The organism is Hydrogenobaculum sp. (assembly GCF_049967395.1).
Lineage (GTDB): Bacteria > Aquificota > Aquificia > Aquificales > Aquificaceae > Hydrogenobaculum.
Window position 1 is genome coordinate 1 of sequence record NZ_JBMFST010000013.1, and the last position, 16,649, is coordinate 16,649.

Sequence of the window (16,649 nt, forward strand, 5' to 3'; positions counted from 1 at the left end):
TGCTATTTTGTCGGATATCTCAGCGGATAAACCTGATATGTGTAATATATTCTCATATTGTTTTACTAGGTTTTCCATTTTAGCGAAAAATATGTATTTTGTAATGGAATCTATATGATTTTTATACAATACACCTTGACCCACAAAAGCTCCCAAAATCATAAAAATCTGTATAATCCATAGCTTAGCTTTAATGCTCACTGGCTATCTCCTCTGAAGATATATTTTGTTGTATAGATTTTGCCAAACCTTCAGCACCTATTTGATTTGCCAACGCTAAAGCTTTTTGATAATATAGTATAGCTTTGTCCCTTTTATCTTTATTGTCGTAATACCAACCCATATACTGATAGCCTACCGCTTCCCAGTACTTGTTGCCATTTACCAAGCTTAAACCCTTTTGTATATACGTTTTTGCATCTTTAAAATCTAAAAGCTTAAGATACAAAACACCCATATTTAGGTAAGTGGCACCTTCGTGAACTTTATCGCCTTTTTCGGCAAAAGCTTGAGAGGATTTTGCGTAGTAATGAAGAGCCTTGTGAGGATGGTTTAAATCTGCATAACAAAGAGCTATATTATTTAATATTGTGGGGCTGTTGGAATCCTGTTTTAGCGCTTTTTTATAAAATCTTATTGCGGAATCGTAATAGCCTTCCGAATAAAATATATGAGCTATGTTTGAAAGGTTGTCCACCATGCCTTTACTATCTCCAATAGACTTTGCTAATTTGTAAGCTTTTGTATAGTTGTCTAGCGCTTTTGATTTGTTGCCAGCCATATCGTAGCTAACGCCCATGTAGTTGTAAAGTGCCTCTTTTTGATAGCGAGTGTTTGCGTTTTTTGTGGCATTTTTCAAATAAGGTATAGCATACTTTGGCTCTCCTAAGGAAAGGTAAGACATTGCTGCGCACATGTTGTAGTTAAAATCGTATTTGTTCCATCTAAGAGATTTATTTGCCAGGTCTATGGCTTTTTGATAGTCTTTTGACTGAAGCAAGTTTATGCATTGCTCAGCATCGGCGTAAGATATACCAACAAAAATAGCCATTATAATTGCGAGTTTATATAACTTCATAAAAATATTTTAACAGTAAAGGCTTTGTTATATTATGATTTTAATTGTAGATTAAGTATAAATTATGTTTATAATAAATTTTATGATAGGGGTTGTTGGTTTTCCTATTTTATCTAAAAACGATAAGCCTTCAAACCAAAGAAGCCTACAAACTCAACAGGAGATAAACCAATTAAAAGCTATAGACCAAGACGTTAGGGCTCATGAGATGGCTCATAAAATAGCCGGTGGAGATTTGACAGGCCCAGTTAACTATAAATACGTGGTAGGGCCCAACGGCAAGAAGTATGCAGTAGGCGGAGATGTAAGCATAGATGTATCACCTGGCCCTACACCACAAGATACGATAAGGAAGATGGAAAGAGTGATAAAAGCTGCTTTAGCACCTGTTGACCCTTCTGCTCAAGATAGAGCCGTAGCTGCCCAAGCTCAAATGATGTTGGAACAAGCTCAAATTGAGTTGCAAAAAGAAGGTTCTAATATATCTGTTTACGCTTGACATGCTTCCACTTTTTGATGTTTCCTTTCCGATAAAGAGTTAAAAAATGCGATTGTCTCACCTGAGACTATGTCTTTTTCATTGTCCATGGTTACAATGTGGTAGCTGTTTGAAAGTTCTACAAATTTTTTAACCTTGCTTGGGGCCTTTTCATATATAAATTTTGCACCCTTTATGGAAGACAAATCGTCCTCCTTTGAATGAATTAAAATAAACGGTGCTTTTAAGAGGTTTATGCGCTTTTTAATATACTTAGCCATTCTTTTTAATTCTACTATAGTGGGTGCTGGTATCTTGTCGTAAGCCATGGTCTCATTTTTTTCAGATTTCATCATCTGCATAATCTTTTTTCTCATGGCTTCATTTTTTATACCAAAGGGTTCTTTTTCTTTCCAGTAATATATATGTTTAAGTGGTGTATAAAGTCCAAGGGGTAATAAAAATCTATACCAAGGTATTGCCCAACCGTCTATTTCCATGGCAGGTGCCCAAGAGCCAACACCGTCTATGTCTGGGAATTCCATACCGAGCATCAGAGAGAGCATGCCGCCTACACACAAACCAGCCACAAACACTTCGCTGTATTTGGCTTTTAAATTAAGGTAAAAGTTTTTGGCAAACTCGTAAAGCTCTTCCCATTTGATTTTTTTGAGCTCTTCTAAGCTGGAGCAGTGCCCAGGCAATATTGGAAAATATACATCGTAATTTGCTTTGGCAAAATCTCTGGCCACCCATCTTAGCTCTAACGGTGTGCCGGTAAGCCCATGAAGAAGTAAAACAGCCTTTTCGTTGTTGTTTTTTATAGAAAGCTCCATATCACATCGCCCTTTTGAAAAGTTGGTCTAAAAGCTCTATAGCCATATCTATTTCTTCATCTGTAATTTCTAAAGACGGTGCAAGCGTAAAGACGTTTTTATAATATCCACCTACATCCAACACTAACCCATATTTCTTACCTTTGTAATCAAGGTCTCCTTTTAGCCCTTCTTCTAATATCCTATCTGTTAGAGCTTTTGAAGGTGTAAAACCATCGCTTTCGCATACTTCTATTCTAAGAGCAAGCCCTATACCATCTACATCTCCTATATTTTTATATTTTTTCTTTAGGCTTTTAAGACCTTCTAAAAACTTTTTACCTTTTTGAGCCACTATGCTTTCATAATCTTTTTCTTCTATTATGTTCATGACTTCTACTCCGGCTCTTACTCCTATAGGATTTGAAGAAAATGTGGAATGAGTAGAGCCAGCTGGCCATATTTTGGGATTTATCAGATCTTCTTTTGCCCAAAGACCTGATAAAGGATTCATGCCGTTTGTTAAAGATTTACCAAACACAATGATGTCTGGCTTCACATCGTAATGCTCTATGCTCCACAATTTACCAGTTCTGTAAAATCCCATCTGAATTTCATCGTCTACCAAAAGTATGTTGGCTTGGTCTAGGATTTTCTTCAACCTTTTAAAGTATTCTGGTGGGGCTTTTACATAACCGCCGGTGCCTTGAATGGGCTCTATATAAAAGGCTGCATACTCACATTCGTTGGTTTTTGGATTGTATATAGAGTAATATTCTGATTCAAAAAGCTTTTCAAACTCTTTTACACAATAATAATCACAGCTATCCAAGTTCTTTCCGTAAGGACATCTAAAACAGTAAGGAAATGGTATAAAAAGCGCCCTATCGCCAAAATGCCCAAACCTTTCTCTATACCTATAGCTAGATGTAATAGCAGTAGCACCTAAAGTCCTGCCGTGGTATCCTCCCATAAAAGCAAAGTTTAAATTTTTCTTTTTGTAATTTCTTACAAGCTTTAAGCTATCTTCTATGGCTTGAGAACCACCTACGTTGAAATGCACTCTACCTTTTAGATTAAATCTTTTTAAATTAGCGTCTACTATCTTCTTTGATAAGACTACTTTTTCCTCAAAAAGAAATTGAGAGGCAAGCTGTCCCATTTTGTCCATCTGATCTTTTATAGCGTTGTTTATGCGCTCGTTTTTGTATCCGAAATTACAAGCGCTGTACCACATTTGTAAATCTAAATATGGTTTGTTTTCCTCGTCGTAAAGGTAAGACCCTTCAGAAGCTTTGAAAATTTTTGGAGGGTTTAGATAATGTACCGTATCACCCCAAGAGCAAACTTCGCTTTCTATCGATAGTATTTCCTCTTTCTTCATGCAATTTCTCCAATACAAAAGGTAATTGATTTATTATATCTTCAAAATATGAAAAGCTAGTGAAATGACTAACGTTTTGAGCTTTTAGAAAGTTTAACAGTTTGCTTTTAGCAAATATAAAATCAGCGTTTTTGGAGGCGCAGAAATCAGACATACCATCTCCTATATATATAGCCTTACCATCTTTTAGTTTTTGCACAAGATGGCATTTACAAACACCAAGCTGGCAGTCTTTTTGTGAATATCTGTAAAGGGTTTTAAATTTTTTGTTTATAAAGTAAAGGTTGTTGGCATATATTCCATCTATTTTTTCCAAATGATCTTTTAATATTTTTTTTATAAAAAGCCTAAAACCATCGCTTAAAATGTATACTTTAGCGTTAAAATTTGATTTTACATAATCCAAAAATTTTATGAAGCTTTTATCTATATGTACGTTGGATAGAAAATTCTCCAGTTGATCTTTTGTTATGTTTACCAAAGACATTTGAATATCAAGGCATTCTTTTGAAGTTATCTTGCCTTCTTTCCACAGCTTCTCAGCTTCTAACCATTCTTTAGATGCGAAGCGCTCCAAGAGCGCATCTACAGTATCTTGGAGCGTTATAGTGCCGTCAAAATCACAAAAAAACGTTGTTATTTTAGACTCTCCAGAGCTTTTAGTACGTCGTTATAGTCTGGTTCTGAGGTGATTTCTGGCACTAGTTGGAAATATTTTATAGTGCCGTCTTTGCCAACTATAAATATTGCCCTAGCCAAAAGCCCTTGTAATGGACCTTCCGCTATAAGTATGCCGTAAGCTTTGCCAAAATCTTTGTTCCTAAAATCTGAAGCTACAGCTATGTTTTCCACTCCTTCAGTGGAACAGTATCTTTTTGATGCAAAAGGTAAATCCATAGATACAACCGTGGTATCTACATCTTGCATTGAGCCAACAGCTTCGTTAAACTTACGGGTTTCGGTAGCGCAAACAGGTGTGTCCAAGGACGGAACAGCTATTATAAGCTGCACTTTGTCTTTAGCTCCACCTATCTTTTTGGTGGATAAATCTGTTAGCACGACTTCTACTTCAGGAGCCTTGTCTCCTACTTTTATATCACCTGAAAGTGATACATCGTTTCCTTTTAATTTGGTTTTGAGCATGTTTTACCTCCTAAGGTTTTGCCTATAAATAGTAAGTTTTTTGGCTTTTATTACAATGATTAGAAGCAGTTTTAATTTAAAAAAGCGTTTTTTGAATTCTTTTTCCAGAAGATTTTTCTTTAAATATTGTATTTAAATCCTTTATTAAGCTTTTCATATTAAAAGCCATAAAAAACTCTTCTACCTTTTGCAGGTCTATATTGTAAGATATTTTTAAATCCTCTAAATGTATATTTATCATATTTAGTATCTCTTCTGTGTTTAATTTAATAAGCTTGTAAGCCAACTCTAAATCTTCTTTTGAAGCTTCTTTAAAAGTTTTTTGTATTTCTTCCCAGTGATTTAATATGTTTTCTATAGAACCGTATTTTTCTAAAAGCTCAACAGCCTTTTTAGGACCAACACCTTTTATGCCTTTTATATTGTCTACGCTATCTCCGATAAGGGCAAGGTAATCTGCCAGCTTTGAAGGTGGTACGCCAAATTTCTCTATTACCGCCTCTTCGTCAAAGACCTTGTTGGTGATGGGGTTTATTACAATTATTCTTTTGTCTTCCACAAGTTGCATTAAATCTTTGTCTGGTGTGTAAATTGTAAGATTCTTGTTCCATTCTTTTGATTTATAAGCAATGTAGGCTATTATATCATCCGCTTCTAAACCTTCTTTTTCTAAAAGCCTTATACCAAGCAAATTTATCGCTTGTTTTATAAGGGGTATTTGTGAAACAAGCTCGTTTGGTGTTTCTTTTCTAGTAGCTTTATACTCTTTGTATATTTTATCTCTAACTGTCGGAGCAGGTAAATCAAAAGCTATAGCAAAGTACTCTGGTTTTTTAGTTTTTAGTATAGAAAATACGGCTCTTATAAATCCATAAAAAGCACCAGTCTCTAAGCCGTTTTCAGTTTTTAAAGAAGGTAAAGCATAATAACTTCTATACAAAAATGCAGAGCCATCTAAAACGTAGATTGTATCCATTTAAATGTTTTTCTCAAAATCCTCTGGTTTTATGTTTTCAATCCAGCTTCTTAAATCTTCTTCTGTTATGTTTAAGTCATCTTGAATCTCTACATCAGCGCTGTTGCTAAATAGCTCTTTGTTTACATATATTGGTGCGTCAAATCTAAGAGCTATATTTATAGCGTCGCTTGGTCTTGAATCTATGGCTAGTTCTTCCGTAGGAAGTTTTGAGTTTTGCAAGTGGATTGTTGCTATATACGTGTTGTTTTCTACTGAATCTATTGTTACCATCTTTACCGTATACCCTGTGCTTGTTAAAATATTTCTTATAAGGTCGTAAGTCATAGGTCTTGGAGAATCCATACCTTGCATATTCATTACGATGTTGTTGGCTTCAAAAACCCCTATCCATATGGGTAAAGCCAGATTGTCATCCTCTTTAGATTTCAAAACCACTATAGGCATTTGAGATATAGGATCTATTCCCATACCGCTAACGTAAACCTCTACCATTTTTAAAAACCTCCTTATTGAAAATAATAGTTATTTTTTGATAAAAATCAAGTGGGATTAAAGATAAAAGACTTTGATAAGGTGGCTGCCCTGTCGGACAGCCTTTATATGTTATTTTATTCTCCGCTATACTCTACTGAATCTATTTCTTCCATGAACTGTTCTGTTTGGAATACTATAAAATTTGCTATTTCATCGTCTGGCTTATCTGATAACTCGTCCATTATGTCTATAATCTTTTGATGTTTTGAACCATTTTCAGTGGTATATGTTACTTTTACACAAGGGGGATTTGCTCCCTCCTCGCATACTTCCATGTCAAGAGATGGGTCAGAAAGCATCTCTGATACTTTAAATACTATGTTTTCTATTCTTTTTTTATCCATACATCAATCCCCCGTTGTCATCATTACCATTTCTATACAATTTCTCTTGAGAAGGTCTGAGCACACATAAACACATACAGCGCATCCTTTACACCTGCTATAGTTAACCCATGCAACGTGTTTTTCGGAGTTATACATAAGTGTGTTTGGCTCTGGACAAAATAGTACGCATTGTTTACAGTTGTATTTAGCGCACTCAGACTCTTTAACATCAGCTACGTAGTACATTTATGCCTCCTTAAACAGTGATTTCTTCCAATACCCATCCATTCTCTTCAGCCATTCTGAAAGCTTCTTTTATAACTTGCATATTCTTTTCCAAGAGTTCTACCTTTTTCTTAAACTTCTTTTCTATGGCGCTGTCCAAAGAAGCTGTACCACCAGAAGCTACAAACGTATTACCCAAAAATCTTTCTTTTACAGCTTGCTCTATATACTCGAAATCCACAAGCCTTGTTATTCCAAAGAAAAGACCAATCATAGCCATATTTGTGGCAAGCTCTGTCCCTGCTATATCAAGAGCTATTTTCGTAGCTGGAAAGTTTATAACTTTTGTATTGAGTTTTTCCAATATGGCGTGGTCTTCTTCGGGTATTATATCAACATCTGTATTTATAATAACAAGTCCATCGGGTTTTAGACCAGAGTAAAAAGGCATTGTATAAGATTTTCCGTGTGTTATAACTTGCGGATGGTAAATCATGATTACGTTTGGATAAACAACTTCACCTACTTCGTATATAGGTTGATCAGAAGCTCTAACGTAGGCCTCTACCGGTGCCATGCGTTTCTCAGAACCGAAAAATGGCACCAAAGAAGCATATTTGCCGGCAGCTGACATAGCGTTGCCTAAAATGTGAGCAGAGGTCACAACCCCTTGACCACCAACACCAGCTATACGCATGTTGTACCTTTTCATATATATCCTCCTTAAGCTTTAACCTCTGCCATTTTCTTTTCTTGTTCTTCTATGTATTGTTTGGCTTCGTCTGTCATCCATTCATAAAAGCCAAAATCGTTCTTTTCTCTTTCTTTTGCATCTGCTAGCACTCTTTCTGTGGGTATCGAGTATTCTATGTTGCATGAGGTATAAACATGTATAAAGGTAGGTCCTATTTCCCTAGCTGCTAGTATTGCTCTTTTAATGGTTTTGGCTATCCTCTTGGGATTTGTAGGTGCCAACTTCGCTACATAAACACAGCCTGCAATTTTTGCTAATTCAACTGCGTTTATTTTGTCAAACTTTTTACCTTTAGGAGCCATCTTAAGTTGTACCCCTTTAGGTGACATGCCGCTTTCTTGCCCACCGGTGTTGCCGTAAACCTCGTTGTCAACCATTATAGTGGTAAAGTTTTCTCTTCTAAACCAAGAGTGCATCGTCATGCCAAAGCCTATATCCATTAGACCACCGTCGCCGGCCATAACTACGACGTCCTTTACCTTATCCGGAAATCTTATGTTAAGAGCGCGCTTTAATCCAGATGCAACAGCGTTTGTATCTCCGTAGTTTCCATAGATAAACGGCACAGCAGCTTGGGAAAGTGCTAACCTAGCGCATCCAGCAGTACCAAGGACTATGGTGTCTTCTGGTTTTGGTAAAGATGCGTAGAATATTCTTACAAAGTAAGCCATATAGCATCCTGCACACATTGGATGCTCTTCAACCAACTCTTTTATTTGGTCTATCTGTTGTACATCAATTTGTCTGCCAAACTGACCATACTTAACAAGGTCTACATAGTCCTTTGGCATGTATTTTTCAAATCCAGGTGATATTTTAACGTATTCTAAACCCATAACTTACCTCCTTAGGTTTTTAACATAATATTAAACAAGCACCGTCTTGTCTTTTTTGATGCCAAGAGCGGCATATATTTCATCCATTATGAGTTCTACTGGAAGCGTCATACCTCCGTAAGCTCTAGGTCTTCCTATAACATTATCGCTGTTTGGTATATTGGCTTTTATTTCTTTAGCAAGCCATCCTACTATGTTGTGTTCTGGCACTATAATAGCCTTTGCGTTTTTCAAAGTTTCCCTTACTTCTTTAGATGGGAAAGGAACTATAGATTTTATTTTTAAAAGACCGACGTTTAAGCCTTCCATTTGGGCGTATCTTACAGCTTCTCTAGCTTGGGCTGCTGCACAACCAGAAGCTGCTACAAATACTTCAGCGTCTGGATTTATGACTTCTATAGGACCGTTTAGATATTTATATATGTATTTCATAGCTCTCATGTTTGAAGACCATACTTCTTGTTGCCATACTTGGTGTATTAGATAGCTCATGAAGTTGGATTTTTGAACAGGAGCGTCTCTTTGTATTCTTGCTGGTGGTATTTCGCAATCTGTAGGTGGGACTGGTGCTTTGTATGGATCTCTTGGTGGAAGCTTCATATCTTCTGGAGTCATATTTACATAGCCTTTGGCATGGGTTACAAAGAAACCTTCTGTACATACGGCTATTGGTAGATATACATCTACCATCTCTGATATAGCAAAAGATGCAAGCGTAAAATCGAAAACGTCTTGCTGGTTTTCAGCGTGTAATACAACCATTCCACAGTTTAGAAGATATGATATCTCTACGTTGTCTGGTTGTATAGAAAGAGGAGCGTTTACAACCCTTGTTAAGACACCTAAGACCGCTGGTATTCTGTGCCCTGGCCATGAAGCTATTGCCTCTAAACCTCTTAAAAGACCTGGTCCAGATGTGGCTGTGAAAGCTCTTGCTCCACCTCTTACCGCACCTGCTATAGCTGACATGGCTCCGTACTCTTCTTCGGCTCTATAGTAATCTTTTAGATAACCTTGAGCCCATAAATCGCCCACCAAGTGCATGGTTTCTGATTGCGGGGTTATTGGATAGGCTATAGCTATATCTACATTGGCTCTTTTTACAGCTTCAGCCATGGCTTGTGAGCCAGTTATAAATTTCTTTTCCCTTGGAGCTTCCAAGAGAAGATAATCTGTTTCGACAACTTTTTGTTCTGGCATAAAAACCTCCAAAAATTACTCGGTTTCTTCTACAGTTTCACCCTTCCTTGGGTGTAATAAGTAAGCATAGTCTCCGTAATCTGCTATGTTTAACGTTTCGAAATGTTCTTTTGGTAGAGATGGGTTTTCTGGTGGTAGTTTGGGTTCCCACTTTATGCCAAGTTCCTCTCTTACTTTTACGACTACATCTCTAAATTCTAGTATTTTTTCAGCGTGAACATCCCTTATAGATACCATAGCGTCTTCATGACCCATCTCTGCGCAAAGGGCTATTGTAAAACAGTTTGTACCAGCTCTTATCATTCTTAGAGATAAGTTGGCATAATGGCAGTGAACTCCTACAAATATGCAAGCCTCTATTTTGTTGTGAAGTATGGTAAGGTTTGGGTGGTTTGGATTTATCTCAGCTTCTGGATCTATCTTAGGATATTTTGGCCTATAATCTGGCATTGGTATTATACGGCAATTAGGTATTTCTTTTGCAAGTTCTAATACTGCTTGAGCTTTTTCTATGGCAGAAGCGTTGTATCCCCACAACACTAATGGCCCAGGAAATATAGTAGGATTTTTTCTTGTGAGCATTGCCAATGCCGCTTCTCTCATAGCTGTTTCTTCGTCTACCCATTCACCGTACAAAAGAGCTTTACCTGGAGGAGTTATTTGAACACCTTCAAAAACTGCAGGCGTAGGTACATAACCAGATGGACCTGGCGTGATAATCTTTGCCATAATATGGCTACCTCCTTGAGATGATTTTAAAAAGATATGCAAAGAAATTAAATTGTCAAGATTATTACACATGATAAATAGCAATGATAAATTACACATTAGTATTATGAAATTGTATTTACTAACTTTAAAATATAAAAATCACACCATGAAAATCTTCGTAAATACTTACTGATGTTATTTATATCATATTATCATATTTTAATCGAGAGAGTTTTTAAATATTTCCAATTTAAACTCTAGGTATTTAAGCCATTTTTCTAAATGTTCCTTGGTTTTTGTAGAAAGCGTTATTATATCTGCTTGTGGATTTACTTCCTTAACATAGTTTTTGGCTTTTTGCAGGTCAAAATCAAGATATTGAATTAGATCTATCTTGGTTATCACGACTAAGTTTGCGCTTTTAAACATAACAGGATATTTTACAGGCTTATCTTCTCCTTCAGTGGTGGAAAAAAGCACAACGTTCATGTGAGCCCCCACATCATAAGCGGCTGGGCATACCAAATTCCCTACGTTTTCTATAAAAACTATATCTAAATCTTCTATGCCTAGGTTATGTATACCATCATGCACCATAAAAGCATCAAGATGACAAGCTTGTCCTGTGGTAATCTGATAGCTTTTTGCCCCTTTTGCTTTTATTCTCATAGCATCGTTGTTGGTTTCTAAATCTCCTTCTATGACGCCTATTCTTATCTTATCTTTTAAGGCTTCTATAGTAGCTTCAAGTAAAGATGTTTTACCAGATCCAGGAGAACTCATCAAATTTATACAAAGCACCCCATGCTCTTCAAAGTGTTTTCTATTTGACATAGCTTGTTTATCGTTTTTATCCAGTATGTTTTTGATAACATCCACCACTTTTTTATCTTTTATTTCGTGCTCGTGATGGTTATGATGATGGTGCTCTTCGTGATGGTGTTCTGTTATTGAACATCCGCAGTCTTTACACATGGCTTTTACCTCCTAAATTGTTTAAATCTTTTAAAATATCTTTTAACCTTCTAACAGAATCTTCCATATCTTCTTTTGGGGCTTGCAACATAAATGGAAACGAATTTATCTCTAAAATCTCAAGAATTGGCTTTTTCTCAACGTCGTGGACTACACCGAGCCAAACGCCTATTAACGACGTTTCTTTGAAAGTTATATACTCTCTTTTGGTTTTGTATTCTATCTTTATGCTACCTTCTCCAAGCACATCCAGTAGAAATTCTTTATCCTCTTCGGAAAGAGGTATTTTGTTTGTATAAATTATATGGTTTTCTCCCGTTTTTATAAAATCTTCAAGAGCTTTTGTTATTTCATATAATATAGGTACAGCGTTCATCAACATAAGATACCTCCATAAAATGCTTGTCCAAAAGATATGCCACCATCGCCGGTGGGAATTTTCTTATTGTAAAACAAATTTATGCCGTCAACGGCTTTTAGCTTTCTCATCAAAGGTCTGTTGTAAAACACACCTCCAGATACCACAACGTTTTTGGCTTTTAAAAGCTTGATAACAGACACAATGATTTCAAACAACGTGTTTATAAATTTAGAAGCCATTTTATCTATATCTTTTTCTTTAAATATATCTTCAAAAGATATGATTATTTCGTTGTTTGATATTTGAAAATCGTAGTACTCCGCTGATTCTACATACTTATCTTCTACCATCATAGCCCCTTTTGCTTCGTAATCTACTTTCTCTATTAGCCCCATAAGATATGCCACCATATCAAAAAGCCTTCCTATAGATGATGTTTTTGTAGTGTTTATGTCGTTTTTCCACATTTTATAAAGGGTTTTTAACTCTATTTCTTCAAAGTCAAGCTTTTCTATCAAAGGATGGTTAAATGCTTTATCTTCTAAAAGCTCAAAAAGTAAGCTTAGCACTATTCTTCTTGGGTCTTTTATTGCTGCTTCGTTTCCAATGAGTTTGTAGGGCTTTATAAAAAATCCCCTTCTTAAGTTATAAGCGTTACCTATAAAAAATTCACCTCCCCAGATAGTCCCATCTTCCCCGTACCCTGTCCCATCCCACGCTATACCCAATATTTCTTGATCTGGAGAGATGTTGTGCTCTGCTATTACCGAGAGTATGTGGGCCTTGTGATGTTGAAGGGTGATAACATTTGAAAATCTGCTTTTAGCGTAAATGCTACTAAAAAAGTTCGGATGCATATCACATACTACTATATCTGGTTTTACATCGTAAAATCTCAGAAAATCTTCTAACGTATGTTTGTAATGCTCTACGGTTTCTACACTATCTAGATCCCCTATGTGAGGACTTAATACAATGGTATTGTTTTTGAAAATGCTTATTGTGCTTTTAAGAAAAGCTCCCATACCAAGAGATACGGCTTTTGCGTACGTGTTTACATATATTGGTTTTGGAGTGTAAGATCTGGCGCATCTTATTATCGTTAAATCATCATCTATTAGCTTTACTACAGAGTCATCCACTGGTCTTTTTATGTTTCTATTGTGCATAAAAAAAGCATCCGCTATATCTTTTAGCTTGGTTTTTGCTTCTTCGTTGTCTTTGCAAATAGGAGTATCCGATACGTTGCCAGAGGTGGCTATTATAGGAAAATCTATAAAATCAAAAAGCCTTAGGTGAATGCCCGTGTATGCTAAAAATGCCCCTACGCTTGAGAGTCCTTTACAAGCTTCTTCAAAGTATGGGTGTCTTCTTTTTATGAGTACTATGGGTTTTTGAGCTGATGTTAAGGCCTTTATCTCATGCTCTGTAGGTTCTAAGTATTTTAAAGCCTCTTCTAAAGATTTAAACATAACCGCAAAGGGTTTTGAAGAGCGTTTTTTTCTACGTCTTAATTTTTTAACGGCTTCATCATCCAAAGCGTTGCATATAAGATGAAATCCTCCCAGACCTTTTAGGGCTATTATCTTTGAATCTCTTAAATCTTTTGCCATTGTTTCAAATACGTTTTCTTTTAGAACATTGCCTTCTTTTTCATACCAATAGACTGGCCCACAGCTAGGACAGGATATCGCCTCTGCGTGAAAACGCCTATCTTCTTTGTTTTCATACTCCTCTTTGCATTTTTGACACATAGTAAACACGTTCATGGTGGTGTTTTTTCTATCGTATGGAATATCTAAAACTATGCTAAACCTCGGGCCACAATTTGTGCAATTTATAAAAGGATATTTGTACCTTCTGTCGCTGGGGTCGTTAAACTCTTTTAAACAATCTTCGCAAAGTCCCATATCCGGTGGCACGCTTGGATTTTTGTCGCCAAAGGCTTCTGACTCTTCTATTTTAAAATCCTTAAAACCAACGTAATCAAGTGTATTTATGTTTATTTCCTCAATTTCTGAAAGAGGAGGTTTTTTGGCTTTTAGCATATTGATAAATTTGTCTATATCTACATTTTCTACTTCTATTATTACTCCGGTTGCAGTATTTGATACAAATCCTTTTGCACCAAGAGACTTTGCTAAGTTGTAAACAAAAGGTCTAAAACCTACTCCTTGGACTGTACCTTTCACTAAAAGCCTAAAACGTTTTTTCATACTTCAAGCTCTAACGTCCTTAAAATAAGCTCATCACCTTTTGTAAGCTTTACCTTGAAACTTCCGCACTCTGGACATCTCATAGAGTATCTTTCCAAAGAAAATTCTTTTTGGCATTCCATACAGTAGATGTGCGGCTTTTGAAATTCTAAAATAAGTTCTGCTTCCGATGCGACGGTATTTTCTTTGAAAGTATCGAAAGCTGTTTTTAAAAGATGAGGCTCTACTCCAGATACCTCGCCTACAACAATATATATTTTTGATACAGAGCTTGCGTTGTAATCTCTTGCTATATCTTCTACTTGCCCTAACAGCGCCTGGACTATTGAAAACTCGTGCATATTAGCATATCCTTGGTAATAGCTCACCGGGTGCTTCTTCTAAATATCTAACGCTTCCATAAAGAGTTTTTACATAGGCTCCTTCTTTGCCTTTTTTAATGACTTCTCCCACAACCTTTGCTTTTTCTGTTAGTTTGTGGCTTTTAAGAATATTAAAAGCTTTTTCAGCATCACTTTTTGGTATAGCCATTATAAAAGTGCCTTCACAAGCCAAAGAGTATGGTTCTATACCAAGGATATCACAAAAGCCTCTAACGGATTGTTCTATAGGTATATCTTCTTCGTTTATTAAAATCTCCACATTTGAGCTTTTGGCAAACTCGTTTAATACACTTGCAAGACCACCTCTTGTTAAATCTCTCATGGCGTGAATCTCTATATCTTCTTTTAAAAGAGGCTCTATAACCTCCCACAAAGAAGCGCAATCAGAACTTATATCTATATCAAAATCGTTTCTAATAGAAAGTATTGTAGCGCCGTGATTGCCTATAGGTCCTGATACAATCAAAATATCGCCCTCTTTTAAATTTGTAGAAGATATACCCTCTTTCAAAAGCTTTCCAATACCTGTAGCATTTATATATATCTTATCGCAAAAGCCTTTTGGGACTACCTTTGTGTCAGCCGTTATTAGCTTTATACCAGTTTTGCTGGCTTCTTCTTTTATAGAGATGACTATTTTTTCAAGCTCTTCAAAAGAAAGCCCCTCTTCTATAATAAAACCCATACTCATGTAAAGAGGCTTTGCTCCCATTACCGATAGGTCGTTTACAACGCCAGCCACACTCAACTTTCCTATATCACCACCTTTAAAAAATATGGGACTTACTGTAAAGCTATCTGTTGTAACGGCTACTTTACCTTCTAAGCTTAAAATAGTTGCATCTTCGTTTGTTAAAAGCTCATTTTTTAGATGTTTTAAAAAAATCTTTTCTATAAGCTCCCTCGTTTCTTTGGCACCACCACCGTGAGAGAGCTTTACATACATAACTCTACCTCTTGATACTTGTAGTAAGCAGCACATGCTCCTTCAGAGGACACCATACAAGAACCTATGGGGTTTTCGGGTGTGCATAAATTTCCAAAAAGCTTGCAATCTGTTGGTTTTGAAACGCCTGTTATAACCTTTGGGCATATGCAAAGAGGATGTTCTTTTGAAGCTGGTAATTTCACATCAAAGACTTTTTCTGCGTCAAATATCTCGTAATCGTCGTTTATCTTAAGAGCGCTTTTAGGCAAGCTACCTATCCCTCTCCAGCTAAAGCTATCCCTTGTATCTAAGGTTTCTTCTATTAGTTTTTGGGCCTCTTTGTTGCCTTCTTCTGTAACAGCCCTTGTGTAGGCGTTTTCTACTTTTCTTTCACCTTTTATATGCTGGTCCAAAAGCATGTTTATGGCTTTTAATATATCAAAAGCCTCAAAACCAGATATAACTATAGATACATCAAACTCTTCATAGATTTTCGTGCCAGTTATAACACTGACATGACCAGGTCCTATGATACCATCTATATGAGAAATACCAGAGTTTAGTATATATCTTACGGCTGGCGGTGTCATCACATGGTTTGATACTACAAAAAGATTTTTCAATTTATGCTCCTTTGCTTTTTTAAGAAGCACTGCCGTTGGCGGAGTAGTAGTCTCAAAGCCTATAGCAAAGAATACAACGTTTTTATTTGGATTTTGAAGAGCTGTATCAAAGGCTTCCAAACAAGAATACACGCTTCTAACGTCGCATCCTGAAGCTCTCATGTCTAAAAGAGATTTTCTGTGAGAACCTGGCACTCTTAACAGGTCTCCGTAGGTGGTAAATATGGTGTTTGGGATTTTGGCAAGCTCAATGGCCAAGTCTATCCTATCCATAGAAGCAACACAAACAGGACATCCAGGACCGTGTATAAACTCTATGTATCCTTTTAAAAGCTTATCTATACCGTATCTCATTATAGCGTGGGTATGTCCACCGCAAAACTCCATTACCTTTATAGGTTTTCCTAACTTTTCTACTTTTTTTATAATTGTGTCTTTGGCTTTTAATATAACTTCCTTAGAGTTCAAATTCGTTTTCATAATCTAACGCCTCTTCAAAAAGCTTAAGACTTTCTAAAGCATCCTCTTCAGAAAGCACTTCTATCGCAAAACCAACATGCAAAAGCACGTAATCCCCAACCTTTGGTTTTGGATTTAACAGTTCTAAAGAAGCTTTCCTTCTAACACCCATTGTATCTACTATGGCTATGTTGTTTTCTAATATCTCTACTATCTTAGAAGGTATGGCAAGACACATAAA

21 protein-coding genes and 1 pseudogene are annotated in these 16,649 nt (G+C 36.4%); 1 reads left to right on the forward strand and 21 read right to left on the reverse strand.

Annotated elements, in window-relative coordinates:
- Window positions 1-201: pseudogene (locus ACP5S8_RS03070) on the reverse strand (hypothetical protein); the annotation flags it as partial.
- Window positions 191-1,078, reverse strand: coding sequence for a tetratricopeptide repeat protein (locus ACP5S8_RS03075; protein WP_461875638.1), 888 nt, complete (start codon window positions 1,076-1,078; stop codon window positions 191-193). The pseudogene ACP5S8_RS03070 and the gene ACP5S8_RS03075, both read right to left, overlap by 11 nt.
- Before the next feature lie 82 nt (window positions 1,079-1,160).
- On the opposite strand from ACP5S8_RS03075, the gene ACP5S8_RS03080 reads away from it, so the two are divergent.
- Window positions 1,161-1,577, forward strand: coding sequence for a putative metalloprotease CJM1_0395 family protein (locus ACP5S8_RS03080; RefSeq protein ID WP_461869899.1), 417 nt, complete (start codon window positions 1,161-1,163; stop codon window positions 1,575-1,577).
- Here ACP5S8_RS03080 and ACP5S8_RS03085 read toward each other — a convergent pair.
- The 19 genes from ACP5S8_RS03085 to ACP5S8_RS03175 all read right to left on the reverse strand — a co-directional run bounded on the left by ACP5S8_RS03085 (window position 1,568) and on the right by ACP5S8_RS03175 (window position 16,646).
- A complete protein-coding gene (locus ACP5S8_RS03085; RefSeq protein WP_461875639.1) occupies window positions 1,568-2,392 on the reverse strand; it encodes an alpha/beta hydrolase in 825 nt (274 codons plus the stop codon). The two genes, ACP5S8_RS03080 and ACP5S8_RS03085, sit on opposite strands and share 10 nt — an antisense overlap.
- Before the next feature lies 1 nt (window position 2,393).
- On the reverse strand, window positions 2,394-3,755 hold the full coding sequence (locus tag ACP5S8_RS03090) for an aspartate aminotransferase family protein (protein WP_461875640.1): 1,362 nt from the start codon (window positions 3,753-3,755) through the stop codon (window positions 2,394-2,396).
- Entirely contained in the window at window positions 3,703-4,395 is a 693-nt protein-coding gene (locus ACP5S8_RS03095; RefSeq protein WP_461875664.1) for an MtnX-like HAD-IB family phosphatase, read from the reverse strand. The genes ACP5S8_RS03090 and ACP5S8_RS03095 overlap by 53 nt, the downstream gene beginning before the upstream one ends.
- On the reverse strand, window positions 4,392-4,898 hold the full coding sequence (gene tpx, locus ACP5S8_RS03100) for a thiol peroxidase (RefSeq protein WP_461869902.1): 507 nt from the start codon (window positions 4,896-4,898) through the stop codon (window positions 4,392-4,394). The genes ACP5S8_RS03095 and tpx overlap by 4 nt, the downstream gene beginning before the upstream one ends.
- A gap of 76 nt (window positions 4,899-4,974) precedes the next feature.
- Window positions 4,975-5,874 carry a 5'-3' exonuclease gene (locus tag ACP5S8_RS03105; protein WP_461875641.1) on the reverse strand — a complete coding sequence of 300 codons (900 nt, stop codon included), beginning with the start codon at window positions 5,872-5,874 and terminating at the stop codon, window positions 4,975-4,977.
- Complete coding sequence (locus ACP5S8_RS03110) at window positions 5,875-6,369, reverse strand: bifunctional nuclease family protein (RefSeq protein ID WP_461869904.1); 495 nt, start codon at window positions 6,367-6,369, stop codon at window positions 5,875-5,877.
- A 116-nt stretch (window positions 6,370-6,485) separates the two neighbouring features.
- Complete coding sequence (locus tag ACP5S8_RS03115) at window positions 6,486-6,755, reverse strand: hypothetical protein (protein WP_461875642.1); 270 nt, start codon at window positions 6,753-6,755, stop codon at window positions 6,486-6,488.
- A 3-nt stretch (window positions 6,756-6,758) separates the two neighbouring features.
- Window positions 6,759-6,983: a ferredoxin oxidoreductase gene (locus ACP5S8_RS03120; protein ID WP_461869906.1), complete on the reverse strand. Its 225-nt coding sequence runs from the start codon at window positions 6,981-6,983 to the stop codon at window positions 6,759-6,761.
- A gap of 10 nt (window positions 6,984-6,993) precedes the next feature.
- Window positions 6,994-7,674, reverse strand: a complete 681-nt coding sequence (locus ACP5S8_RS03125; protein ID WP_461869907.1) for a 2-oxoacid:acceptor oxidoreductase family protein — start codon at window positions 7,672-7,674, stop codon at window positions 6,994-6,996.
- 11 nt (window positions 7,675-7,685) lie between these two features.
- Window positions 7,686-8,552 (reverse strand): thiamine pyrophosphate-dependent enzyme, encoded by an 867-nt coding sequence (locus ACP5S8_RS03130; protein ID WP_461875643.1) that lies wholly within the window; start codon window positions 8,550-8,552, stop codon window positions 7,686-7,688.
- A 30-nt stretch (window positions 8,553-8,582) separates the two neighbouring features.
- The gene (locus tag ACP5S8_RS03135) at window positions 8,583-9,752 is read right to left on the reverse strand and encodes a ferredoxin oxidoreductase (RefSeq protein ID WP_461875644.1); all 1,170 of its coding nucleotides are present in this window, start codon (window positions 9,750-9,752) and stop codon (window positions 8,583-8,585) included.
- A gap of 15 nt (window positions 9,753-9,767) precedes the next feature.
- The gene (locus ACP5S8_RS03140; RefSeq protein WP_461875645.1) at window positions 9,768-10,481 is read right to left on the reverse strand and encodes a carbon monoxide dehydrogenase beta subunit family protein; all 714 of its coding nucleotides are present in this window, start codon (window positions 10,479-10,481) and stop codon (window positions 9,768-9,770) included.
- Window positions 10,482-10,682: 201 nt separating this feature from the next.
- Window positions 10,683-11,438 carry a hydrogenase nickel incorporation protein HypB gene (gene hypB, locus ACP5S8_RS03145; protein WP_461875647.1) on the reverse strand — a complete coding sequence of 252 codons (756 nt, stop codon included), beginning with the start codon at window positions 11,436-11,438 and terminating at the stop codon, window positions 10,683-10,685.
- On the reverse strand, window positions 11,431-11,814 hold the full coding sequence (locus ACP5S8_RS03150) for a hydrogenase expression/formation protein (protein ID WP_461875648.1): 384 nt from the start codon (window positions 11,812-11,814) through the stop codon (window positions 11,431-11,433). Before ACP5S8_RS03150 ends, hypB begins: the two co-directional genes overlap by 8 nt.
- The gene (hypF, locus tag ACP5S8_RS03155; protein WP_461875649.1) at window positions 11,814-14,015 is read right to left on the reverse strand and encodes a carbamoyltransferase HypF; all 2,202 of its coding nucleotides are present in this window, start codon (window positions 14,013-14,015) and stop codon (window positions 11,814-11,816) included. Before hypF ends, ACP5S8_RS03150 begins: the two co-directional genes overlap by 1 nt.
- Window positions 14,012-14,356, reverse strand: a complete 345-nt coding sequence (gene hypA / locus ACP5S8_RS03160) for a hydrogenase maturation nickel metallochaperone HypA (RefSeq protein ID WP_461875650.1) — start codon at window positions 14,354-14,356, stop codon at window positions 14,012-14,014. The genes hypF and hypA overlap by 4 nt, the downstream gene beginning before the upstream one ends.
- Window position 14,357: 1 nt before the next feature.
- Window positions 14,358-15,344 (reverse strand): hydrogenase expression/formation protein HypE, encoded by a 987-nt coding sequence (hypE, locus tag ACP5S8_RS03165; RefSeq protein WP_461869915.1) that lies wholly within the window; start codon window positions 15,342-15,344, stop codon window positions 14,358-14,360.
- On the reverse strand, window positions 15,335-16,429 hold the full coding sequence (hypD, locus tag ACP5S8_RS03170; protein ID WP_461875652.1) for a hydrogenase formation protein HypD: 1,095 nt from the start codon (window positions 16,427-16,429) through the stop codon (window positions 15,335-15,337). The genes hypE and hypD overlap by 10 nt, the downstream gene beginning before the upstream one ends.
- Window positions 16,407-16,646: a HypC/HybG/HupF family hydrogenase formation chaperone gene (locus ACP5S8_RS03175; protein WP_461875653.1), complete on the reverse strand. Its 240-nt coding sequence runs from the start codon at window positions 16,644-16,646 to the stop codon at window positions 16,407-16,409. The genes hypD and ACP5S8_RS03175 overlap by 23 nt, the downstream gene beginning before the upstream one ends.
- Window positions 16,647-16,649: the final 3 nt, after the last annotated feature.